Here is a 23786-nt window from a genome sequence, read left to right as displayed (position 1 = left end):
GCCGGCGGAGCGGCTTCCGTGCTCGGCAGTGACGTCCCAGGGAACACTCGAAGAACAGATGTACGACCGTCCCGGGCGTTGCGTCGCACATCGACGCGGCCTGCGACCCCGGGACTCCACCGGGTGCCGACCGGCCCGCCGCGGCTTCGGGGCGGACCTTCTCGATGCCGCTGGGCAGCCGTGGGCGACGGGTTATCGTGTAGGGCATGTCTGCGCACGACCTCATCCGTATCGTCTCCCGCGACTCGCCCATGGCTCTCGCCCAGGTGGAACGCGTGCGCAGGGAACTCGCCGTGCTGCACCCCGGCATCCGTACCGAGGTCGTGCCCGTCAGGACCACCGGCGACAAGTGGATGGGCGATCTCTCCCAGGTCGAGGGCAAGGGCGCCTTCACCAAGGAGGTCGACGCGGCGCTGCTGGCCGGTGAGGCCGACCTGGCCGTGCACTGCATGAAGGATGTGCCGGCAGACCGCCCGCTGCCGGCCGGGACCGTGTTCGCCGCGTTCCTCGAGCGCGATGACATCCGTGACGCTCTCGTCCATCCCGACGGGCTGACTCTCGACGAACTCCCCGCCGGAACCCGCATCGGCACCTCGGCGGTGCGGCGCATCGCCCAACTGGCCGTCTCCCGGCCGGACCTGACGTGTGTGCCGATGCGCGGCAACGCCAACCGCCGGCTGGCGAAACTCGCCGAGGGCGAGGCCGACGCTCTTGTCCTGGCCGTGTCCGGTCTGGACCGCATCGACCGCCGCGACGCGATCAGCGAAGTGCTGCCGCTCGAGACGATGATGCCGCCCATCGGTGCGGGCATCCTGGCGCTGCAGTGCCGTGAGGACGACATCGACCTGATCGACACCGTGAGCGGCCTGGGCGATCCGGACACCCATCGTGAGGCCACCGCCGAGCGTATGTTCCTGCACGTCCTCCAGGGTCACTGCAACTCGCCGATCGCCGGATACGCCAGGGCCACGCCGAACGGCGACCTGTCCTTGCGGGCATGTGTGTTCACACCCGACGGCAAGACCGTCCTCAACGCGCACGAATGGGCGGGGCGTCTGGACCCGGCCACCCTGGGCACGTCGGTCGCCGTCACGCTCCTGCGCCAGGGAGCGCGGGAACTGATCGACTCCATTCCCCACTGACCCTCGGTCGGCCCCGACCGGGGAGCACCGGCGGTACGGCGCCCGGATCGCGGACGGTGCGCGGCGCCGACGCCTCGCCCCGACAGCCGGGACCGGCCGGCCTCAGTCGCGTGCCGAGGCCGAGGAGTCGGAAGCGGCGGGAACGGACTTCGAGCGGGCCGCCGGTGGCCTCGGCCGTGTCCCGGAGGAACGTCGTCCGCGCAGCAACAGCCGTCGTGCGGGCCGCTCCACCGCTTCGTACAGGACCCAGGACAGGACGAGGGACACGGTGAACGCGAGAGTCGTCGCGCACACGCCGCCCAGCACGCCGTAGCGGGGTGAGGTGCCGAGCAGGTGGGTGCCGACCTGCAGCACCAGCAGGTGCACCATGTAGAAGGCGAACGACAGCTCCCCGAGCCGTACCAGCCGCCGATGCCGCCACAGGGACGGCAGACCGCGCAGGTCCGCGACGGCCGCCGCCGGGATGAGCAGGGCGAAGCCGACGATGGTGCAGGCCGTGGCCGGATAGCCGGGGGTGACCTGCGGGACGAAGAAGTAGCCGATGACGGCCAGGGCGAGCGAGGCCTCCAGGCCGGGGCCGCGCCACCGGCCGAGAAGCACCAGACGGGCGACCGCGGCTCCGAGGACGAACTCGGGCAGTCGAGCGGCGGGGAAGGAGTTGACGGTCTGCCCCAGCCAGTGGTGGGCGTCCGCCCAGCCCAGAGCCGGCACGGCCAGTACAGAGGCCAGGGCGACCGCCGCCGACCCTCGGACGTCGAGCCGGCGCAGCAGCAGGGCCAGCAGCGGGAAGAGGGCGTAGAAGAAGGCTTCGCAGGCGAGCGACCAGCTGACCGGGTCCAGCGTCTGCCACCAGGGACGCCACCAGGAATGCACCAGAAGGACGTTGGCGAGTGCCTGGTGCGCCGTCGGCATCTCCCGATGGTCCAGTGTGTACGCAATGGCCAGGGCGATCGCGGCGGTGGCCAGGTGGACGGGGTAGACGCGTGCGATGCGCCGCCGCCAGAAGGCGGGCGCCCGGTCGTTCGGCCGCGCGGACCACATCAGTACGAAACCGGACAGCACGAAGAAGAAGGACACCCCTGTTGCGCCGGCGTCGAACGCCCACGTCATGATGTCGCCACCGGTACCCGCGAAATAGCCGAAGTTGCGCACATGCAGCCCGAAGACCAGCAATGCGGCCGCCCACCGCAGTCCGGTGAGCGAGGGCAGCGTCGCCGTCGAAGCGGGGGGAGGGGTTCTGGCGGTGGTCGGTGTGGCCGACGGCCGTCTGGCCACACTGGTCGCCGTCGTCATCGTCTCACCTGCCTGGGCGCGTTCGTGCTGAGCATGAAGGGGAACGTTGCCCGTTCCTCTCCTTTCATTCCGGTCCTCTAGCAAACATCACACTCGGGGCGACGAGGGCCGTCGGCCGCCGTGTCCACACGGGGGAAGGACACCCGAACGGCCCAGTGGGCCGTGCTCGCGCGCCACGCGGGCGGTCAGGTGCGGACTCGTGCCGCGCCTGCCCGGGAGACGGTTCCGCGCCACCGGTCCCATGCCGGACCGGTGACGCGGACGGGTGAATCGGAGATCGGGTCGGATCCCCGGGCGTCGACGAGGCGCACGGGGACGACCGGGTACGCCGCAGCGGGCGGATCGGCTCAGTGGTGGCCGTGCCTCTTGCCCAGGCTCTCCAGCACGGCCCGCGCCATGGCCTCCTCACCCTTGGCATTCGGATGTGCGGGGGCCGCGGGCGAGGCCGGCTGCAACGGTTCGATCCACCGGTCGGCGGGCGTCTTGCACATGTCGTGGCCACGTGTGGGCGCGTAGGTGTCGACGTACTCCGCGCGGTTCCACGCGGCCACCACGCGCAGCATCAGATTGAGCCCCTTCTCGGTGTCCCGCAGATAGGGGAAGTCCTCGGACGCGAACGGCACCGAGGGCGAGCAGCCGCTGCCGTCGTCGGGCAGGAGGTCCGGGTAGCCGACGACGAGGACCCGCGCGTGCGGTGCCCTTGCGTGTACGGCCCGCAGTACGCGGTCGACCTTCGGCGCGGTCTGCGCGATGGCGACCGCCAGCCGGTCGATCCCCGACGAGGCGTAGTAGCGGCGGCAGGGATCGCCCGTCGGGTCCTGGGCGGCGAGCCGGACGCAGGTGGAGATGATGGAGCCGAAACCGATGTCGTTGCCGCCGATCTGAACCGTCACCAGATCGGTGTCCCGCCCCACCGCGTCCAGCTGGGGACCATTGGTGCCCTGCGCCGTCCACATCTCTGCGGTCGTCGCCCCGCCGCAGCTCACGTCCTTGAACGCCGTTGTCTTCCGGGCCGTTGCGACGATCGAGGGGTAATTGTGGTCGGAGCGGGCGCAGTTCGCGTCCACCTGCTGCGGGATGAGCGGTCCCGAGGTGTAGGAGTCCCCGAGCGACGCGTAATGCGTGCTGCGGCCGGGTGCCGTGCCGTATGCCGCGGCGGGCACCGCGGAGACGGCGAGGAGGGCACAGGCGCCGAGCGCCGCCCCCGCGGTGATCGGGAATCGACGACGTCTCGCCGCTCCGCCCGATTGTCCGTCCTTTGCCATGACGATCCTCCCCCTGAGGCCGTGACGTCGCGCGGGGCCGCTCGGAGAGCGGCCCTCGCGCGTTCGACTGGGCTTGTATACCGTCCGGTATGTCTTGAGGGCCAGAGGCCGGGACCGGGCGGCTGCGGGGAGACGGCACGGCGGACCGTACCGCGGGTCTCACGGGGACGCGGCGGGACAGCGGCGGGGGAGGAGCTTCGGGCTGTCCGGCGCGGGGCTCGGGCGGGGTCGGGGACCCCGCCCGAGAGGATCACGCGCGGTGGTACTGCGTGGGTGAGGCGACCTCGCCGCCGAGCTCCGCGGCGGCGTGACGTGCCCAGTACGGATTGCGCAGCAGTTCCCGGGCCAGCAGTACGGCGTCGGCCCGGCCGGAGGCGACGATCTCCCGGGCCTGGTCCGGTTGCGTGATCATTCCGACCGCGGCCACGGGCATCCCCGTCTCGGTGCGGACGCGCTCGGCGAAGGGGACCTGGTAGCCGGGGCCGGTCACGATCTTGGCGTCGGGGACGTTGCCGCCGGTGGAGACGTCCATCAGATCCACTCCGCGGGCCTGGAGTTCCTTGGCGAATCGGACGGTGTCGTCCGCCGTCCACCCCTCGCGGCCGTCCTCGGGGTTCTCGGTGAGCCAGTCCGTGGCGGAGATCCGGAAGAAGACCGGCAGGTCGTCCGGCCATACGGCGCGCACGGCGTCCACGACCTCCAGCGCGAACCGTGTGCGGCCCTCGAACGAGCCGCCGTACTCGTCCGTGCGGTGGTTGCTGTACGGGGAGAGGAACTGGTTGATCAGGTAGCCGTGCGCTCCATGGATCTCGGCGACCTCGAATCCGGCAGCGCGTGCACGCTCGGCGGCCTCCGCGAACTCCCGGACGATGCCGCGGATGCGGTCCCTGGTGAGTTCCTCTGGGGTCGTCGACTCCGGGCCGAAGGGGAGTGCGCTGGGGCCGACGGGGGTCCAGCCGTGGGGCTCGTCGGGGCTGATCGGACGCCCGCGGTCGACCCAGGTGCGCTCGGTGGAGGCCTTGCGCCCGGCGTGGGCCAGCTGGATACCGGGGACGGTGCCCTGTGTCTTCAGGAACGCGGTGATGCGCTGGAAGGCGGCGACCTGGGTGTCGTTCCAGATGCCCAGGTCATAGGGGGAGATGCGACCCTCGGGGCTGACGGCCGTGGCCTCGGTGATGATCAGTCCGGTGCCGCCGGAGGCGCGCGCGGCCAGGTGGGCGAAGTGCCAGTCCGTCGGGACGCCGACCGCTTCGCCGTCCGGCGCCGCACTGTACTGACACATCGCCGCCATCCAGATGCGGTTGGGGATGGTCAGTGACCTGAGGGTGTACGGGGTGAAGAGGGAGGTCAACTCGATGACTCCTAGTGCATGCCTGTGGGGCGGGGACCGAGTGTGTGACCCACACCCGTGCCGTGGACGTCCAGAATAATTGCATGCGCTTGCTATTTATTCCGCCCGCAAGCGGCGTGCGCATCGATGGGTGCGACCTGCTCGATCGGGGGTGCCCCGAGTGCGGTCGGCGGGCAGTCGGGTGACACTGACAGCGATGGACAGGGCACCGTGAGCGACCGGGGGCGTGACCAGAAGCGAGGAGCATTCATGCTGCGGGGCTTCAAGAACTTCCTGATGCGCGGCGACGTCATCGTCGTGGCCATCGGCCTGATCGTGGCGCTGGCCTTCAGCACACTGATCAAGGCGTTCACCGACTACGTGATCAACCCCATCATCGCCAGGGCTCAGGGCGGGGTGTCGCCCGGACTCGGCTGGCAGCTCGGCCGACCGGGCAACAGCGCCACCTACCTGAACATCGGGGCGTTCATCTCCGCGCTGATCTACTTCCTCATCTTCATGGCGGTGGTGTACTTCCTGATCGTCGTCCCCTACAAGCGCACGCAGGCCCGGCGTGGCCTGTCGGTCTTCGGCGACCCCCAGCCCGCCAGGACGTGTCCCGCCTGTCTCTCGGAGGACGTGCCCAAGGCCGCCACCAAGTGCCGGTACTGCGGCAGCACGCTGGCCTGAACGCGGGGTGCCGTCCCAGGGACGCGACTGCACGACGGCATCGCTCGCAGACACAAGTGCACCAAGGAACGGGGGAGTTCACTGAGAGCCGACCCCGGCCGGGGAACGGCCGGCGACCGTCATCGGCGCTCCTCCCAGTCGGTCAGGGTGAGTTCGTACTCGACTTCGCCGTGTTCCGAACCTTCGATCGTCTCGGGCCAGTCTTCGGTGAAGTTCCGGAGGAACGACAGACCGGCCCGCTCCATCACCCGCCGGGACCGGGTGTTCACCGCCATGGTGTTCGCGGTGACCCGTTGCACGCCGAAGTCCGTGAACCCCTTGTCGATCAGAGCCCGCGAGCCTTCCGTCGCATGCCCCTTGCCCCAGGCGGCCCTGTTCAGCCGGTAGCCGAGTTCCACCACGGCGGCGCTGTGCGCGTCGAGAGGGCGGAACTCGAACCAGCCGAGGAAAGTCCCGGTGGCCTTCTCCTCGACGGCCCAGTAACCACGGGTGCCGAGGCACGGGTAGTCGCGGAGGAGCCGTGGCAGCGTCCGTGCGCGGATCGACTCGCGGCCGACCGGTTTGCCGCCGTTGATGAACCGCATGACCACGGGGTCGTTGTCCAGGGCGAAGAGGTGCTCGGCGTCGGCCTCGGTGAATGGGCGCAACACCAGCCGCTCGGTTTCCAGGAAGACAGGCATGCAGCGATCTTCACCAGCGGTGGCTCGGTCCGCCACCCGATAACGACGTCAACAGTCCTGAGTCGGGGCCTGCTTGGAAAAGGGGTCCGCGCCCTCCGGGCTCTGGCCGTGCAGTTCCTCCGGCCGACGGCCCGCTGGACGGAGGGCAGACGGCGGTACGGGCCTCGGGGGTGAGTGCCCGCACCGCCGAACCGGTATGGAGACGGGGGCGGGTCGTGCGTCAGGCGACGGCCTCGACTGCCTGGGTGCGCAGGCTCTGCGTCTGGCGCGGCAGGGTGAGTACGGCGAGGAAGCCGAGGACCGCGACCGCTGCGAAGAAGTAGAAGCCCCACGGATGCCCGATACCGGCCGTGACCAGGGCTCCGGTTATCGACGGGCCGACGATCGAGCCGATACGGCCGATGCCGGAGGCCGACCCGAGAGCCGTGCTGCGGACGGAGGCGGGGTAGAAGTTCGTCACATAGGCGTACACGAGCACCTGGGCCGAGAAGACGAACACGCCGGTGAGGAAGACGACGAGGTCGAGCAGGATGTCGCTGCCCATCTTGACGCTCAGACAGGCGAGCATGACCACGGAGACCGCGAACCAGCCGAGTGTCGTGCCCTTGATGCCCCGTCGGTCGGCGACGAAGCCGCCGATGATCAGGCCCACCACGCCTCCGACGTTGAGCACGAGGAGCTGGGTGACCGCTGTCGGCACGGGATAGCCGGCATCGTTCATGAGCTTCGGCAGCCAGGTGTTGAGGCCGTAGACCAGCAGCAGCCCCATGAAGGAGGCGACCCAGATGCCGATGCCCGCCCGGAGGTAGGCGGGCTTGAGCAGCTCGGTGAACGGGACACGGTCGGAGCCGGTCGACTGCCTGGCCCGGACGAAGGCCTCCGACTCCGGCAGGCGGAACCACTGGACGACGGCGACGACGAATCCCGCGATGCCGAGCACGTAGAAGAGGATCTCCCAGTTGTCGGTCACCTGCAGTGCCAGCAGCGAGGTGATCACGGCACCGGTGTGGTAGCCCGTCATGGTCAGCGTGCTGGCCCGTGCCCGCCGGTGGGCCGGCATGTGCTCGGCCATCATCGTGAGTGAGACCGGCATGCACGCGCCGAGGCCCACACCGGCGATGAGGCGCAGCACGGCGAACATCGCGACGGAGTCGGCCAGCGGTACCAGGACGGTGAAGAGCGAGAACAGCACCACCGAGCCCATGAGCAGGTGGCGCCGCCCCAACCGGTCGGCGAGCGGGCCGACGCAGACCGCGCCGATGGCCACACCGACGAGCGAGAGTGTGGCGATCGTGGTGGCGTCGGCCGCGGTCATTCCGAGGTAGTGGGTCTTGAGAAGGGTCGGGATGATGGCGCCGAGGACAACGAGGTCGTAGCCCTCGAGCAGAACGGTGATCCAGCACAGGACCACCGTCCAGGCGTCGCGGCCGGCGAGGCCGAAGCGGGCCGACGTCTGGGACGGGGTGACGGGTGTCATCGTGACATTCCCCCAGGGGACGGTGTGGGTGAGTGGGTTCGCAACGGGTGAGAGGCGATGCCCGTTCGCGCGACCCACCGGGTCTCGCTGGGGGCGCCGACCTGGGCCGCGGTGTCGCGGTGACCGACGTGACCGGATCCGATGCCGCCGCCGTCGGGCCGACCGGTGGGCGTGTGAGGGCCCGCCCCGGAGGTCCGCTGGCGGAGGGGGAGATCGCCGGAGCCGATCCGGTCGGTGACGACACGGTGCGCCCGTTTCCACCGGTGCCGGGCGCGGAGGGGGTGATGCGCCGCGTCCTTCGGGGCGGAGTACGTCCAGCCGTCGCTGTGGAGTCCCGTGCCCCGGACGCCGTTGTCCAGGAATGTCATCGATTCCCTTTCTTTCAGGAGGGGGTGGTGAGTGCCGTGTCCACCTGGATCAGGCGGGGACCGTCGGGGCGCTCGGCGAGGACCGCACGCAGCTCCTCGGCACCCTTGACCTGGCGGGAGGCGACGCCGTAGCCCTCCGCGACACGAGTGAAGTCCAGGCCCGGGATGTCCAGGCCCGGGGCGTCCGGCACGCCCAGGAGGTCGCCGAACCACCTCAGGGCGCCGTACGTCCCGTTGCGCAACAGCACCACGGTCAGGGGTACTTGGTGCTGAGCGGCCGTCCACAGGGCGGTGATCCCGTAGTTGGCCGAGCCGTCCCCGATGACACCGACGGTCGGCCGGCCGGGCTGGGCCATCGCGACACCGACGGAACCGGGCAGGCCGAAACCGAGTCCGCCCGCCGCCGGGAAGTAGTAGGAGCCGGGTCGGCGCAGATCCATCTGGCGCCACCACGAGGAGTTCGTCGAGGTCGACTCGACCACGTAGGCGGTGTCCTCGGGCAGCGTGTCGCGCAGTGCGGCGAACACCTCTTCCGGATGCATCGCCGGTCCGTCGGCGGTCTGCGGTTCGGGTACGGGCCGGTAGGCCGCTTCGGCCGCCGCCGGGGCGTCGAGGACCTTCATCAGCAGATCGATGACCGCGCCGGGGTCGGCGACCAGTGCCTCGCCCATGGGCGCCCGCGCGGCCGCGGAGGCGTCGTCGGTCACCTGGACGAGCCGGGTGCCTCGCGGCAGATAGGGGCCGGGGAGGTGCTCGTGGTAGCGGAACACCGGCGCGCCGAGCACGAGTACGAGGTCGTGGCCCTCGAACGCCTCGGAGACGGGCGCGATCCCGGCGGGCAGCACACCGCGGAACAGCGGGTGGCGGTTGGGGAAGGGGAGCCGGAAGAGCGAAGGGGCCGCCCACACGGGTCCGCCGAGGCGCTCCGCCAGCCGGACGGCGTCGTGGAACAGGCCCGCCGAGTCGATGTCGCCGCCCAGTACGAGTGCGGGCCGGCGAGCAGAGGTCACGTCCTCCACCAGTCGGCGGCCCTGCTCCCCGGAGGGCAGAGAGGCGCGTTGGACGTTCCGGTCGAGCACCGCCAGGGCGTTGTCTTCGCAGTCGGCCGCCCAGTCGTCGTAGGGGACGGACAGATAGGTGGGGCGTTGCTGGAGCCGGGCCTCGAACACGGCCTGGGCGAGGGCACGCGGAACATCCTCGGCGCAGGCCGGCTCCGCGGCCCAGCCGACCAGGGGTTTCATCAGCGCGGGAGCGTCGACATTGGCCAGATTCGCCTCGAGGCCGACGGCGGACCGCAGTTGCTGACCGGCCAGAATCACCAGGGGGGTCCGGGAGGCCACGGCGTTCGTCAACGCGCCCATCGCGTTCCCGGATCCGGAGGCGGCGTGCAGATTCACCAGGACGGCACGGCCCGTCGCCTGCGCGAAGCCGTCGGCCATGCCGACAACGGCTCCCTCGTGCAGACCGAGGACATAGCGAAAGCTGTCGGGGAGCTCGGCGAGGAAGGGCAATTCGTTGGAGCCCGGGTTGCCGAAGACGGTGGTGAGCCCCTGACGCTCCAGGAACTCATGGGAGACGCGACGCACGGACGGCACAGACGTTCCTTTCCGAAGTGACGTGCATCACGCTAGGCAGTCCCGGAACATGAGCGCCAATAGATGTTGTGGCGCGGAGATATAGAGTCCTTCGATATGAGGAGCTTCGACCTCAACCTCGCCCGCGTGTTCGTGCTGCTCTACGAGACCGGCAGTGTCACGGTCACGGCCGAGACGCTCCACCTCACGCAGCCCACGGTCAGCTACAGCCTGGCCAAACTGCGCCGGCACTTCGACGACGAGTTGTTCCGGCGCACCGGGCGCGGCTTGACGCCGACCGCCGGTGCCCGTCGGCTGTACGAGCCGCTGCAGCGCGCTCTCGCGGACATCGACGGGGCGGTGGGTCAGGCCGACGCGTTCGACCCCGGGACCATGGCGGGACGGTTCACGCTCGCACTGTCCGACCTGGGGGAGGCGACCCTGCTGCCACGTCTCCTCGCGGCGGCCCGGGAGCGGGCGCCGCGGGTGTCGTTCATCGTGCGTCCGCTGGACGTCGACGACGCGGAGCACCAACTGCGCCGCGGCGAGCTCGACGCGTTCGTCGCCACCCCTGTGCTGACCTCCCACCGGACCGTCCGGATACCGCTCTTCCACGAGCGGTACGTCGGCATGGTCGCCGCCGACCATCCGCGCGTGCGGGGTGACTGGGTCACGCTGCCGGAGCTCGCGGCCGAGCACCATGCGACCGTCTTCGGCCCCAACGGACATGTGGTGCCACGGGCGGTGCTCGCCGCGCACGGGCTCCTGGACCGGGTGGCAGTGGACGCCACACGCTTCTCGATGCTGCCGTATCTGCTGGAGCAGACCGACCTGATCGCCATCGTCCCCGAGTACGTCGGAGAGGTCTTCACCGCCTCCCATCGAGTACGCCTCGTGCGGCTGCCGTTCGTCACTGAGCCGATCGAAGTCGCCCTGTACGCACGGCACGAGTCCTCGCGCACTCCGTCCCAGCGGTGGTTGGTCCAGTTCATGGCCGAGGTGCTGGGCGAGCGGGTGAGCCGGGCCCAACTGCCCCCGTACGCCGCTCGCTAGAAGTCCCAGCAGCAGGCCGGGGCGTGGGGGGCCTTCCGGTCACGGGTTCCGGGCGGGCTCGATGTTCTGGTTCGCGCGGAAGAGATTGTCCGGATCGTAGGTCCGCTTGACCCGTGCGAGCCGGTCGTAGTGGTCTCCGTATGTGTTCCGCACCCGGTCGCGGCCTTCGTCCTCACCCATGAAGTTCACGTACGAGCCGCCCATGGAGTGCGGGTGCATCTCCTGCCAGTAGTCGACGCACCACTGCCTGATGGTCCCGGCGTTGGCCGGATCGGGGTCGACCCCGGCGAAGACGGCGGACCAGACGGCGTCCCGGTGGCTCCAGGCGGTGTCGTCCGGAGCCACCCGGTGCGCGGCCCCGTCCACCGGATACAGGTGCATGAGCGAGAGCGGGGTCGGGATGTGCTCGCCGTACCTGAGGTGCACATCCAGCGCCGCATCCGGGATGCGATCGAAGAAGTCGCCCCGCCAATACCATTGGTAGCCGGCCGGGATGATGGGGTCGAGCATGCTCTGCACCGCGGGATAGGGCAGCGCTGCCGTGAAGTGGAAGGTCGGCGGACCCGGCTCCCGAACCGACGTGAACGCCGCTTCCACACGGTCGGGTTCAGCGGTGTGGCACCCCACGATGCCGCACATCCGCTGCCCGTGGAGTTCCTCGGGGAACGGCGGGACGGGAGGGACGACGAACAGCGCGAAGTAGGCGTACACGTCCTCGGGCGCCCGCGGAAGGAAGTCGCGGTACCACGCGAGCACTTCGCGGGTGCCGTCCACCGGCCACAGGGTGATCACGAACCCGAGCGTGTCCACCGGGTGGAGCCGGTAGGTGAACGAGGTCACCACACCGAAGTTGCCGCCGCCACCGCGCAGTGCCCAGAACAGGTCCGGGTGGTCGGTCTCGCTCACCGAAACGAAGCTGCCGTCGGCCAGCACGACGTCCGCGCCCAGCAGATTGTCCACGGTGAGTCCGTACGTGCGGGTGAGGTAGCCGTGTCCGCCGCCCAGCGTGAGCCCGCCGATACCGGTCGTCGAGACGATGCCGCCGGGCGTGGCGAGCCCGAACTCGTGCGTGGCGTGGTCGAGTTCCCGAAGTCGGCAGCCGCCGTCGGCCCGAGCGGTCCTGGCGACCGGGTCGACCTCTATCCGGCGCATCGCGGAGAGGTCGACGGTGACGCCGTCCTCCACCAGGCACAGCCCCGGGCCGCTGTGGCCGCCCCCGCGGACCGCGAGTTCCAGGCCGTTGTCGCGGATGAAGTCGACGGCGGCCGTTGCATCCGCCGCATCCGCGCATCCCACCACGGCGGCCGGGCGCTTGTCGATCATCGCGTTGTAGACCGTGCGCGCCCGGGAGTACTCCGCGTCCTGCGGGCCGATGACCGGACAACGGAGGGCGGCCTTCATGGCCTCAAGGGTCGAGGGGTCCAAGGCGATCACCTCCGCGGGGGGACATCACCGGACGGCAGCGGTTGCTCCGCCCACACCGTCTTGCCCGTGCCGGTGTACCGGGTGCCCCAGCGCTGTGCGACCTGGGCGACCAGGAAGAGCCCGCGGCCTCCTTCGTCGGTGATGGGTGAACGGCGCATGTGCGGGGAGGTGTTACTTGCGTCCGACACCTCGCAGATCAGGCTGCGGTCCAGGATCAGCCGGAGAGCGGTCGGTCCGCTGGCGTGCCGGATGGCATTGGTGACGAGTTCACTGACGATGAGTTCGGTGGTGAAGGCGAGATCCTCGAGGCCCCATTCCGTCAGTTGCCGGACGGCCTCACAGCGCACATCGTGCACAGCCCGGGGGTCGGAGGGCACCTCCCAGGAGGCCACGCGGTCCAGGGGGAGGCGGTGCGTCCGTGCGATCAGGAAGGCGACGTCGTCATGGGGGTGGTCCGGCAGCAGCGAACGCACCATCGTGTCGCAGATCTCCTCCAGAGGCCGGTCGGGATGGGCCAGGGCGAAGCAGAGCCGCTCGAAGCCGACGTCGACGTCCCGGTCCGACGCCTCGATCAGCCCGTCGGTGTAGAGGGCGATGACGCTTCCCTCCTCCACCTCGATCTCGGCCGATTCGAAGGGCAGACCGCCCAGTCCCAGCGGCGGCCCGGCGGGGATGTCGGGGAACTCGACGGGTTCGGAGAGATGGGCGATGGCGGGGCTGGGATGCCCGGCCCGCGCCACATTGAGTTTGCCCGAGATCGGGTCGTACACGGCGTAGACGCATGTGGCGCCGATGACCATCGGGTCGTCCGTGGCCGCCTCCGCCTCGTCCGCCAGACGCAGGACGAGGTCGTCGACGTGGGCCAGGAGCTCGTCGGGCGGGAGGTCGAGATCGGCGAGCGTCTGCACGGCCGCACGCAGCCGGCCCATGCTCGCCGCGGCGTGGATCCCATGGCCCACGACATCACCCACCACGAGCGCGACCCGGGCGCCCGACAGGGGGATGACGTCGAACCAGTCGCCCCCGACGCCGGCCTCGGCATCGGTCGGCAGATAGCGATAGGCGAGTTCGACGGCGCTGTGGTCGGGCAGATCGGGCGGCAGCAGGCTCGTCTGAAGGGTGAGCGCCGCGTTGTGCTCGCGTGCGAACCGCCGGGCGTTGTCCACGCACACCGCCGCTCGGGCGACCAGTTCTTCAACAAGCAACTGGTCGTCCTCGTCGAAGGCGTCCGGGTTCTCCCAGCGCAGCAGCGTCACCACCCCCATGGTCACGCCCCGTGCCCGGAGCGGCACGGTCAGATGGGTGTGCACACCGATCCGGTGCAGCTTCTCCAGACGCAAAGGGTCATCGGCGAGCCACCAGGTCGTCGGGGCCAGCACGGGGTCGAGGATGGACCGTCCGGCCTCCAGGCACCGCCGTTGCGGGGACCGTGCCGGATATCTGGTCGGTTCCCCGATCGCGACGACCACCTCCGGGTGCTCCTCGTGGATCGACAGGTTGGCCGCCCTGCGCAGGGCCCCGCCGGTCACCGGTTCGCCCGTGACCTCCTTCGCCGTGAGGCCTCCCTGGAAGAGGTCGATCGCGGCGAAATCGGCGAGCTCGGGCACGAGCACCTCGGCCAGTTCGCGCACCGTGTGGTCGAGGTCCAGCGTCGTGCCGATGCGCTGCCCCGCCTCGTTGATGAGGGCGAGCCGTTCGCGCGCTTCGTCGTAGGACGGAACGGCGACGGCGGTGGAGCGCGGTCCGAGCGCCTTCCCCTGGTTCGCCGGCCGGCGTGATGAGCGGCGTGTGCCCTGCCCGCGGCCGAGCCCGGTGGCCGGTCCGGCCGGCGCGTCCACGACCGACGGCATCCGTCGCGCACACAGGGTGGACGGGGGGAGTACGGGCGCATCCTGCGGCGGACCCTCCATACCGGCCGGGGGGTTCACCCACGGCGGCCGGGGCTCTTCGTCCGGCCCGGTGCCGGTGAGCGCCCGCTCCTTGAGCAGGGTGCGCACCACCGCCTGGTCCAGCTCCCACCTGTGGGAGGCGGCGATGTCACAGGCCGCGATCAGCCACTCGGACCCGTTTCCGGCGCGCACGGGGCACGCCCGCAGCGCGACCTCGAGCGGATGACCCGCGCGGTGACGTACGGTGACCTCCGCCTCCCAGCCCGCTCCCACCCGCCGTGCTCCGGACCATGCGGACGTCAGCGCGTCCTCGCACAGCAGGAGTGATGTCGCGGGCCGCCGGAGTACCTCGGCCGCCGCATATCCGAGCAGGTTCTGGGCCGCCGCGCTCCAGTACTTGATCAAGCCGTGTGTGTCCACGAGGGCGACGGCCGCGGACGTGATCCCGAGCGGATCGCCCCGGTGTTCATGCGCCATGTTCGTGCGACCCATACGGGGGTCCATTCCACGGGCGGATACCTGGCTCTACGGTCTCATATCGGCCCTTCCGTGTCCTTGCGCTCACCGGCCCGCGCGGTACCTTCGCGGGCCGTCGTGGCCCGCACGGGGCGGGCGGGTCCGGGAGAGGAACGCCCGGTGGCGCGCGGCGGCACAAGGAGGCATGATCCATGATCGATTCGTGGGGAGCGGTGGGGACGGTCCGGTGCGGGCTCAGCGGTGGAGTCGCGTGACCGTCGCCGCGCCCGACGAAGTCGTCCGTGCGAAGAGGGCCCGAAACGTCACCTTCGCCGTAGGCTTTTGCGGGCGTTCGGGCCATCGCCCCTTGCGCGCCGCGGTCGCACGTCGTCCTACGATGAGTGAAGATCACATGCGAACAGGGAGCGTGAAATGATCTTTATCACGGTCAAGTTCCGGGTCAAGCCGGAGTACGTGGAGCAGTGGCCCGAGATCACGCGCGAGTTCACCGAGGCGACGCGCAACGAGCCCGGCTGCCTGTGGTTCGACTGGTCGCGCAGCATCGAGGACCCGGCCGAGTACGTGCTCGTCGAGGCGTTCCGGGACGGCGACGCGGGCGCCGCACACGTCCAGTCCGAGCACTTCCGGGCTGCCATGGAGAACCTGCCGGCTCACCTGACCGAGACGCCGCGGATCATCAACACGGTACTGGAGCAGGACGACTGGTCCGAGCTGGGGGAGATGACCGTCAAGGACTGACGGCCGTATACGCTCCTGACCGGACGCGGTGGGTGACCCTGCGCAGAGTACGTCCAGCAGGGGTAGTCATCCGCCGTCGTCATCGGGGCATGAAATGATCTGATGAGCTGACAAGCGTCCCTGTGGCGACCGATTGCCCGGCTGCCGAGCTGTCGGCAGGCCGCGGCGCGTGCGCACAGGGCCATGTCGCGAGCCCCGCACATGCCAAAGAAGGATTGCCCCTATGGAATACCGTCATCTCGGCCGCAGTGGCCTGATCATCAGCGAGATCGCTTACGGGAACTGGCTCACTCATGGTTCGCAGGTGGAGGCCGATGCGGCTGTCGCGTGTGTGCGTGCCGCGCTGGAGACGGGCATCACCACGTTCGACACTGCGGATGTCTATGCCGGGACGCGGGCCGAGGCGGTTTTGGGTGATGCGCTGAAGGGTGAGCGCCGCGAGGGTCTGGAGATCTTCACGAAGGTGTACTGGCCGACGGGTCCGGGCCGTAACGACCGGGGGCTGTCGCGCAAGCACATCATGGAGTCGATCGAGGGGTCGTTGCGGCGGCTGCGGACCGACTACGTGGATCTGTATCAGGCGCACCGGTACGACGTGGCGACGCCGTTGGAGGAGACGATGGAGGCGTTCGCCGATGTCGTGCACTCCGGGAAGGCTCACTACATCGGTGTGTCGGAGTGGCCCGCGGAGCAGATCCGGCGGGCTCACGCGCTGGCGCGTGAGCTGCGGATTCCTCTGGTTTCCAACCAGCCGCAGTACAACGCGCTGTGGCGGGTGATCGAGGGCGAGGTGGTGCCTACCTGCGAGGAGCTGGGTATGGGCCAGATCGTGTTCTCGCCGATCGCGCAGGGTGTGCTGACGGGCAAGTACGAGCCGGGTCAGCAGCCGCCGGCGGGTTCGCGGGCCACGGACGACAAGGGTGGCGCCGGCATGATCGCGCGGTGGATGGGTGATGACGTGCTGGCGGCTGTGCAGCAGTTGAAGCCGTTGGCGGCGGAGGCGGATCTGTCGCTTGCGCAGTTGGCCGTGGCGTGGGTGCTGCAGAACTCCAATGTGTCCGCGGCCATCATCGGTGCGTCGCGGCCGGAGCAGGTCCAGGAGAACGCGAAGGCGTCGGGCGTGGTGCTCGAGGCCGATCTGATGGCGCGCATCGAGGAGATCCTCAAGCCGGTCGCGGTCACCGACCCCAAGCGCGTGCACGACAACGTACCGGAGCGCCGTTCCTGAGACGGCGACCCACGTCCTGTTCGCAGACATGAGCGACCGAGGCGGCCGGGACCCTGCTAAGGCTGGGTCCCGGCCGCCTCGCGGCTCGGCGGCAGGTCCTGCCGCCCAGCACGCCTGCCGACTGCCCGGTGGCCGTCACCGGCCGGAGTCTTTCGGACCGGGAGCCGACCGGTTCGTGCCGGAGTGCGGCGGCACGGGTCACCTGCGGGTGACCCGTGCCGTTCCGTGCATCAGGGGAATTGGGTGATCTTGGAGGGGACGGTGTCCGTTCCCGAGGTGGGGGCGCCGGTGTCGTTCACGACATGGGCGTACTGCCCCTTGCCACCCAGGGAGATGACCAGGAGGTCGTGCATCTTGATGCCTGTCTTGACGGGCACCTGGAAGCCGTGCGCCTGGACGATGCTGGGGTCGGCCGTGTAGTTGCAGTAGCTGCCCAGGCCCCAGGCCTCGTGGACGTTCACCGTGTCGGCGACCTTGTAGGCCGCGTAACCGACGATGCCGTCATGGGTGATGGCGGCGGCGTTGGGCGCGTCGTAGGCCTTCTCGTTCTGGAAGAAGATCGTACGGCCGCGTTCGCCGCTCCACAGCACGTCGTACTTGTTGAAGTGCTCCACGAACAGACCGGTGGCCAGGACGTCGTCGCCGTTGACACGCAGACCGTAGTCGGCGCGGTTGGTGTTCCATCCGACACCGTCACCGTGGTCCGCGCGCCAGATCCAGGTGTGGTCGATGACGACGTCGTCGCTGTTGACGACGACCGAATTGGTGGCCAGGCCCGGGCCCGCACCGCCGATGCGGATGAACACGTCCTGCATGGTGGTGGGGTTGGCGGAGTGATCGGCGGCAGCGCCTGCCGGGCCGATCTGCAGGAGCGTGTCGGAGTTGGTGGCTCCGGCGTCGATCAGGAAGCCCGCGAGCCTGACGCCGTCGACGTCCGCCACATGCATCGCGTCCACGCCGTTGTCCGGGACGAGGGTGGCGAGGCCGAGGCCGAGTACGACCGTGTCGGCGCGCGTCACCTCGAGCGTCCGATCCAGGTGGTAGACACCCGGAGTGAACAGCAGGTTGAGCCCCTGGGCCAGGGCCGCGTTGATCGTCGCCGCGGTCGCGCCGGGCTTGACCACGTAGAACTGGTCCAGCGGGATCGAGGTGCCGGCGTTGGCGGGCCAGGACACCCCGCGGGCGTTGGTGCGCTTGGCGGGTACGAAGACCTTGTAGTTGCTGCCGTCGAGGTAGAGGAACGGCTTCTCGCGGGAGACGGGCGTGGTGTCCAGCGTGGTGTACGGGCCCGTGTCGAAGTTGCTCGCCGGAGCGCCCTGGACCCCGGTGAACGTCATGTTCCACACACCGTTGGTCCAGCCGCCGACCGAGCTGTCCCGGGTGTACCACTGCTGCTGCGAGTAGGGCCCGACGGTGCCGTCGATCTTCGAGTCGGCGATGTAGCCGCCGGAGGCCCAGCCGTAGCCGTTCGGGGCGAGGTTGAGCCCGCCCTGGACGTGGATCCGTCGGAAGGGAGCGGCCTGCGCCACGGCCCAGCGGTCCGTGCCGTTGGAGGGCCTGATGGCGAGGTTCTCCGCCGAACGCCAGAAGTTCTGGGTGGCGTTGCCGTTGAACCAGCCCGCGTCGACGGTGATGTCACCGTTGATCTGGGTGTCGTCCGGGTTGAGGCCCAGTCCGGAGATCGAGGTGTAGAAGCCGAGTTGGGCGTTGATGCCGTTGTAGGTGCCCGGCTTCAGCAGGAACTGGTAGCGGCCGGTGCCGAACTGGCTGGACTCCTGCTGGGCGAAGACCTGGTCGAACTTCTGCTGGAGGTTGGGCGTCGAGGGGTCCACCACGATGACGTTGGGACCGAGGTCGCCACCGCCCTGCACGGGGGGAGTGGTGGAGGAACCGGTGTGGACGGCGACGTCCCACAGCGAGTACCCGTAGCCCGTGCCGCGCACCGTGCCGTTGATGCGGACGTACCGGCCCGAGCCGCTGACGTCGTAGGAGGCGCTGCCTCCGGTCGCTCCGGTGACGCTCTTGAGCGTGGTCCAGTTCTGGCCGTCCGTGGAGGCCTGGATCTGGAACTCCTTGGCGTAGGCGGCCTCCCAGGTCAGATCGACCTTGCACAGGTCCTGGACCGATCCGAGGTCGGCCTGCACCCACTGGGGGTCGGACGCCTGGCTGGACCAGCGGGTGCCGGCGTCGCCGTCGAACGCGGCCGACGCGGGGGTGCCGGCGTTCTCCGTGGAGGACGCCGAGGCGGGCCTGCCCTTCGCGGCGTTCGCCGTGCCGCAGGTGGGTGCGGTGCCACCACCGGTGGTGCCGAACACCTGGAACTCCCAGAGCGAGTAGCCCCATTGGGTGGCCCGATGGACGCCGTACATGCGCACATAGCGGCCCTGGCCCGAGACATCGAGCGTGTCGACGCCGCCGTCGCCGGCGGTGACGGACTTCAGGTCGTTCCAGCTGCTGCCGTCCTGGGAGACCTGGATCTTGTAGTCCTTGCCGTAGGCGGCCTCCCAGTTGAGGACGACCTTCGAGATCGAGGCCGTGGTGCCGAGGTCGACCTGGAGCCACTGGGTATCGGTGGCGGCCGACGACCAGCGGGTGCCGGCGTCGCCGTCCACGGCGTTGCGGGCCGGTGTCCCGGCGTTCTCGTCGGACGACGAGGTCGCCGACCTGCCCTGGGACAGCGGAGTCTCGGCCGCGGCGGCCGGGACATGGGTGGTCGGCAGGGTGATCAGCGCTGCCGTGGCGGCCAGCGCGACACCCAAGGATCTGAGTCTCATGTGAGGTCCCCTGCGGGTGCGAAGGGTCGGTGGACACGACGAGCGGAAGGCATTGAGGTGCGGCCCTGCAGGTGTGCGACCGGGCCCGAGGAACGCCCACCCGCGGTTGCCCCGATCGACGTGGGAGCTGAACAGGCCCGTGCATTCGCTTAGTTCACGACTTGATTTAACTGATGAGTCCTCACGGCAGGCAAGCCCCCGGACACGGGAATCTTTCAACTCATGGCCACATGGGCGGACGTCGTCGCCGTCATTGTGTTCAAGAAGTGGCGTGACATGGACGCTTCGACACCATCGGCGGACCCGACCGCGTCGTGCCGCCGGCTCGCGTGCCGCACCGGACGAGCCGTCGGGAGAGGGGCACGCCGAAACGGTGGCACGGCCACCGTTGTCACCGCGGTCCGGATGCCGAGGTCCGGTATCGGCCGAGCGGTCGGCGCGGCGGTGGTGATGTGCACGCGCGGTCGGTCACCGCGCCTCGGCCGGGAACGACGTCCCCGCCGAGCAGCCCCCGGGGCGTCGGCCCCGGGAGGTTCACGCCGACCCGAGCCCTGCCACGGGCGAACCGGCGGCCCGGCCCTGCCGAGCCGCCGGTCTGCCCGAGTGTCAGAGTCCGAGCGGTGTCATGGCCTGCTGTGCGTCAGTCGAAGTAGTCCGGCTGGGTCTGCACATTGAGCTCGGACAGACGCACCCGCTTGGCCGGGTCCGTACGCCAGTCGCTGATCTTCAGTACGTCGAAGCCCTTGGCGATGTCGTTCGAGTAGACGTAACCGTTGTAGTAGTACGCCGACCAGGAACCACCGGTCGTGAGGGTGTCGGTGGTGAGAGGACCGCGCTCGAAGTAGCCGATCTCCTTCGGGTGGCGGGAGTCGGTGAAGTCCCAGACGGACACGCCGCCCTGGTACCAGGCCTGCACCATGATGTCCTTGCCCTTGACCGGGATCAGTGATCCGTTGTGGGCCACGCAGTTCTCGGTGTCCGCCTGGTGGCGGGGGATCTTGAAGTAGCTGCGGAAGACGAGCTTGCGCTTGTCGCCCTTGCCGACGATGTCGTAGATGCCGTCGGCCCCGCGGTTCGGGCCCGTCGCCTCGTTGCAGGTGGCCCCGACACCGCCGCCCAGCTCGTCGGTGAAGACGACCTTGTTCGCCTTCTGGTTGAAGGTCGCGGAGTGCCAGAACGCGAAGTTGACGTTGTCCTGCACCCGGTCGATGACCTTCGGGTGCTCCGGGTCCTTGATGGACATCAGGATGCCGTCACCCATGCAGGCGCCCGCGGCCAGGTCCTGGGACTGCAGGACCGTGATGTCGTGGCAGCCGGTGGTCTTGGAGACGCCCGGGTTCGTGGGAGCGCCGGGGTTGCCGCCTCCGTCCGGGCCCTCACCCGGGAATAGCACCGGGAAGTCGACGACAGCCGCCTTCTCGGGCGCGTTGCGCGGCACCTTGATGACGGAGATGCCGTCGTGCGGCGGCTGGCAGTCGGGGAACGCGGCGTTCGGCGAGTACGAGGAGACGTAGATGTAGACGTTCTTGCGCTCGGGCACCAGCGAGTGGGTGTGCGAGCCGCAGGCGGTCTCGACGGCGGCGACGTACTTCGGGTTGGTCTTGTCGCTGATGTCGAAGACCTTCATGCCCTCCCACGAGGACTTCTCCGTCGTCGGCTGCGTGGTGCTGTTGCAACTGCTGTCGCTGCGCGAGGAGTCGGTGGAAAGGAAGAGCAGGTCGCCGGAGACGGACACGTCGTTCTGCGATCCCGGACACAGGACCTGCGCGACCGTCTTCGGGGACCGCGGGTTGCTGATGTCGAAGACGCGGAAGCCGTCGTAGTTGCCCGCGAAGGCGTACTTGCCCTGGAAAGCCAGGTCCGAATTGGTCCCGGGGAGTACGTCCTTGGGGATGTTGGCGAGGTGCTCGATGTTGCGGGAGTGGACGATCTCGTCCTGGCCGGGTATCTCGCCGTTCGTTATGGCCTGTCGTGCCTCGGCCTGTGTGCTGTTGGAGACCTCCTTGCGTGCGGTCTGGGCGTCCCCGGGGTCGGGTATCGCCGTGGCCGGTGCGGCCGTGAGGAGAGCTGCCAGCAGCCCGGCGGCGGCTGCGGCAACTCCCAGGCGTCTGCGCCGTGTTCGAGGGTCGTTCAACAGGATCACTGCTTCCTCCCTAGTTCCGTTCGCCTCGGAACGGTTCACACAACCCGCAGTATCGTCTTCATCATGCGCAGACCAACAGAGGGCAATGTACTTGTAATGAAGGTTTCTGATCAGTAACGCGCGGAAGCCTGCTAGGACTGTGACCGAGTACCACGCGCCGTCCTTCAACCCGCCTGCCACAGGAGGCTGTTGTGCTGTTCCGCCGTGCGTCACGGGCGACACGCGTCGCGATCACGCTGTCCGCTCTGGCCGTGCTCGGGGTCGGGGGGTGCGACTCCGGTTCGGAGGCCAAGTCGAGTACGGGGTCCGGTCCTTCGGTGATCGCGCCCGGTGAGCCCGGAGAGGCGAACCGCACCCTGTCCGCCGAGGACGCCGTCCAGCAGCGCGCGGAGGACGACTCTCCCAACTCGGCCGACGTCTCCTATGCGCGGATGATGATCGAGCATCACTCGCAGGCTCTGGAGATGACCGAACTCGTCCCGCAGCGCGCCGATTCCACTCAGCTCCGTCGACTGGCCGAGCGGATCGCCGCCGCCCAGGAGCCGGAGATCAAGGCCATGAAGGGCTGGCTGACGACATACGGTGAAACGGAGAAGAGCGGTGGTCACGAGCACGAGCACGCCGCAATGCCCGGCATGGCGACCGAGGAGCAGTTGAAGAATCTGCGTGCCGCCGACGGCAAGGCCTTCGACCAGCTCTTCCTCACATTGATGATCACCCATCACGAAGGGGCGATCACCATGGCCACCGATGTGAAGGCGGAGGGCAACAACATCCGGATCGAGGAGATGGCCGACGACGTGATCGCCCAGCAGTCGAGCGAGATCATGCGAATGCGCGCCATGCGGTGACCGGCTGCCGCGCCGTACGACGGAGGTGGCAGGGGCCGTTGCGGCAGGCGGTCCACCGAGCCCCGAGGGGCTCGGTGGACGTCAGGATTCCCGAGGCACCGCAGCCGCCCGCCCTGCCCCGGTGCTCATGGTGCTCGCCCCGTCCTGCCGGGTCAGAGGGCCGAGAGGTCGATCGCGCGGTCTACGTCGCTCGGCCGGAGCACGCGCAGGATTCCCTCGAGCAGGTAGTAGTCGGCATACGGAAGCGAGATCTCGATGCCGTCCTCGGCCGGCCGGTTCCGGGTGCAGCGGGCCACCACTGCCTCGGCGCGGGAGGAGTTGCGGGTCAGACAGGTCTCCGACAGAGCGGTCAGCAGTCGCAGTGCCACATCACGGTACTTCTGACTGCCCGTGACAGCGGACAGGTCGAGCAGTCCGCATGCCATGATCGCACCGGCCGAGGCGTCCTTGATGTCGTACGGCTGCTGCGGCGCACGGTAGTCCCAGACGGGGACGTGGTCCGAGCCGAGCGCGCCGATCGCGAAGTCCGCCAGTTTCCGCGCAGTGGCCAGGAACTGCTGGTTCCCGGTGCGACGGTGGATCGTGGTGAATCCGTACACTCCCCATGCCTGTCCGCGTGACCAGCACGAGGTGGGGCTGTATCCCTGCACGGTGGCCTGGCCGATCGGAGCGCCGCTGTCCGGGTCGATGTCGAAGGCGTGCGGGGTCGACCCGTCCGGACGGAGGAAGACCCGTTGGGCGGTCTTCGCGTGCTCCACGGCGATGTTCAGATATGTGTCGTCGCCGGTCTGCTTGCTCGCGAACGCCAGCAGGTCGAGGTTCATCATGGTGTCGATGATGATCCGGCCCGCGTTGTTGGGGTCGTTGAGCGCGCCCCAGGCCCTGATGAAGTGCCCACGGGGGTTGTACCGCTGGATCAGCGAGTCGGCCGCGCGAACCGCGCCCGCCCGCCAGGTGTCCTCGCCGGTCAGGCGCCAGGCCGTGACCCAGGACGGATAGAACAGGAAGCCGAGGTCGTGCGTGCTGGTGTCGTTCTGGCGGGGCGCGAGCTTCTGCGCCGACTCCAGCGCCCATGCGCGGAGCGCATCGTCGCCGGTGTGGAGCCACGCCATCCACAGCGTTCCGGGCCAGAACCCGCCGACCCAGTCGCCGTTCTGCGAGTACACCCACTTCTCGAACTTCGTCCCGACGGGAAATCCGTTCACGCCCGGTGCGACGGAGCGGACCTTGTCCACCGCGTAGTCGGCGGCCGCGCGAAGGGTGCGCACGGTCGAGGCGGGGGCCGGGCCGGCAGCCGCCTGTGCCTGCTGCCCTGGAGAGGCGTATGCGGCAGCAGTTCCGGCCGCCGTCGCCAGCACGGTACGTCGTGACACACTCACGGGCGCCTAC

General features: G+C 69.3%; 17 protein-coding genes. 6 read left to right on the top strand and 11 right to left on the bottom strand.

The window, feature by feature from the left end:
• Positions 1–206 precede the first annotated feature (206 nt).
• Positions 207–1142 (top strand): hydroxymethylbilane synthase, encoded by a 936-nt coding sequence (gene hemC / locus RCR19_RS02500; RefSeq protein WP_331263536.1) that lies wholly within the window; start codon positions 207–209, stop codon positions 1140–1142.
• A gap of 102 nt (positions 1143–1244) precedes the next feature.
• Here the strand turns inward: hemC and RCR19_RS02495 are convergent, their stop codons facing one another.
• The 3 genes from RCR19_RS02495 to RCR19_RS02485 form a co-directional block, all read right to left on the bottom strand.
• Positions 1245–2435, bottom strand: coding sequence for an acyltransferase (locus RCR19_RS02495; protein ID WP_331263535.1), 1191 nt, complete (start codon positions 2433–2435; stop codon positions 1245–1247).
• A gap of 347 nt (positions 2436–2782) precedes the next feature.
• Positions 2783–3700: an SGNH/GDSL hydrolase family protein gene (locus tag RCR19_RS02490; protein WP_331263534.1), complete on the bottom strand. Its 918-nt coding sequence runs from the start codon at positions 3698–3700 to the stop codon at positions 2783–2785.
• A gap of 250 nt (positions 3701–3950) precedes the next feature.
• Positions 3951–5051 (bottom strand): NADH:flavin oxidoreductase/NADH oxidase, encoded by a 1101-nt coding sequence (locus tag RCR19_RS02485; protein WP_331263533.1) that lies wholly within the window; start codon positions 5049–5051, stop codon positions 3951–3953.
• A gap of 249 nt (positions 5052–5300) precedes the next feature.
• On the opposite strand from RCR19_RS02485, the gene RCR19_RS02480 reads away from it, so the two are divergent.
• Complete coding sequence (locus RCR19_RS02480; protein WP_331263532.1) at positions 5301–5720, top strand: MscL family protein; 420 nt, start codon at positions 5301–5303, stop codon at positions 5718–5720.
• Between the two features lie 119 nt (positions 5721–5839).
• Here RCR19_RS02480 and RCR19_RS02475 read toward each other — a convergent pair whose 3' ends face one another.
• From RCR19_RS02475 to mdlC, 3 genes are all read right to left on the bottom strand, one after another.
• Positions 5840–6400 carry a GNAT family N-acetyltransferase gene (locus RCR19_RS02475; RefSeq protein ID WP_331263531.1) on the bottom strand — a complete coding sequence of 187 codons (561 nt, stop codon included), beginning with the start codon at positions 6398–6400 and terminating at the stop codon, positions 5840–5842.
• Between the two features lie 220 nt (positions 6401–6620).
• Positions 6621–7877 carry an aromatic acid/H+ symport family MFS transporter gene (locus RCR19_RS02470; RefSeq protein ID WP_331263530.1) on the bottom strand — a complete coding sequence of 419 codons (1257 nt, stop codon included), beginning with the start codon at positions 7875–7877 and terminating at the stop codon, positions 6621–6623.
• 382 nt (positions 7878–8259) lie between these two features.
• The gene (gene mdlC, locus RCR19_RS02465; protein WP_331263529.1) at positions 8260–9840 is read right to left on the bottom strand and encodes a benzoylformate decarboxylase; all 1581 of its coding nucleotides are present in this window, start codon (positions 9838–9840) and stop codon (positions 8260–8262) included.
• 96 nt (positions 9841–9936) lie between these two features.
• Here mdlC and RCR19_RS02460 point away from each other — a divergent pair, with 96 nt between their 5' ends.
• Entirely contained in the window at positions 9937–10872 is a 936-nt protein-coding gene (locus tag RCR19_RS02460; RefSeq protein WP_331263528.1) for a LysR family transcriptional regulator, read from the top strand.
• 39 nt (positions 10873–10911) lie between these two features.
• On the opposite strand, the gene RCR19_RS02455 is transcribed toward RCR19_RS02460, so the two are convergent.
• Positions 10912–12273 (bottom strand): FAD-binding oxidoreductase, encoded by a 1362-nt coding sequence (locus tag RCR19_RS02455; RefSeq protein WP_331263527.1) that lies wholly within the window; start codon positions 12271–12273, stop codon positions 10912–10914.
• Positions 12274–12302: 29 nt separating this feature from the next.
• Positions 12303–14678 carry a SpoIIE family protein phosphatase gene (locus RCR19_RS02450; protein WP_331263526.1) on the bottom strand — a complete coding sequence of 792 codons (2376 nt, stop codon included), beginning with the start codon at positions 14676–14678 and terminating at the stop codon, positions 12303–12305.
• A 396-nt stretch (positions 14679–15074) separates the two neighbouring features.
• Here RCR19_RS02450 and RCR19_RS02445 point away from each other — a divergent pair, with 396 nt between their 5' ends.
• Both RCR19_RS02445 and RCR19_RS02440 read left to right on the top strand, forming a co-directional pair.
• On the top strand, positions 15075–15401 hold the full coding sequence (locus tag RCR19_RS02445) for a putative quinol monooxygenase (protein WP_331263525.1): 327 nt from the start codon (positions 15075–15077) through the stop codon (positions 15399–15401).
• Between the two features lie 223 nt (positions 15402–15624).
• Positions 15625–16629 carry an aldo/keto reductase family protein gene (locus RCR19_RS02440; RefSeq protein ID WP_331263524.1) on the top strand — a complete coding sequence of 335 codons (1005 nt, stop codon included), beginning with the start codon at positions 15625–15627 and terminating at the stop codon, positions 16627–16629.
• A 230-nt stretch (positions 16630–16859) separates the two neighbouring features.
• Here RCR19_RS02440 and RCR19_RS02435 read toward each other — a convergent pair whose 3' ends face one another.
• The gene (locus tag RCR19_RS02435) at positions 16860–19403 is read right to left on the bottom strand and encodes a discoidin domain-containing protein (RefSeq protein WP_331263523.1); all 2544 of its coding nucleotides are present in this window, start codon (positions 19401–19403) and stop codon (positions 16860–16862) included.
• A gap of 640 nt (positions 19404–20043) precedes the next feature.
• Positions 20044–21546, bottom strand: coding sequence for a hypothetical protein (locus RCR19_RS02430; RefSeq protein WP_331263522.1), 1503 nt, complete (start codon positions 21544–21546; stop codon positions 20044–20046).
• A 191-nt stretch (positions 21547–21737) separates the two neighbouring features.
• Between RCR19_RS02430 and RCR19_RS02425 the strand changes: the two genes are divergently transcribed.
• Positions 21738–22397, top strand: a complete 660-nt coding sequence (locus RCR19_RS02425) for a DUF305 domain-containing protein (protein ID WP_331263521.1) — start codon at positions 21738–21740, stop codon at positions 22395–22397.
• A 152-nt stretch (positions 22398–22549) separates the two neighbouring features.
• On the opposite strand, the gene RCR19_RS02420 is transcribed toward RCR19_RS02425, so the two are convergent.
• Positions 22550–23776: a glycoside hydrolase family 88 protein gene (locus RCR19_RS02420; RefSeq protein WP_331263520.1), complete on the bottom strand. Its 1227-nt coding sequence runs from the start codon at positions 23774–23776 to the stop codon at positions 22550–22552.
• Positions 23777–23786 lie beyond the last annotated feature (10 nt).

Origin of the sequence: Streptomyces sp. WAC07094 (assembly GCF_036320405.1) — a bacterium.
Taxonomy (GTDB): domain Bacteria; phylum Actinomycetota; class Actinomycetes; order Streptomycetales; family Streptomycetaceae; genus Streptomyces; species Streptomyces lannensis.
This window is presented reverse-complemented; position numbering and strand designations above follow the sequence as displayed.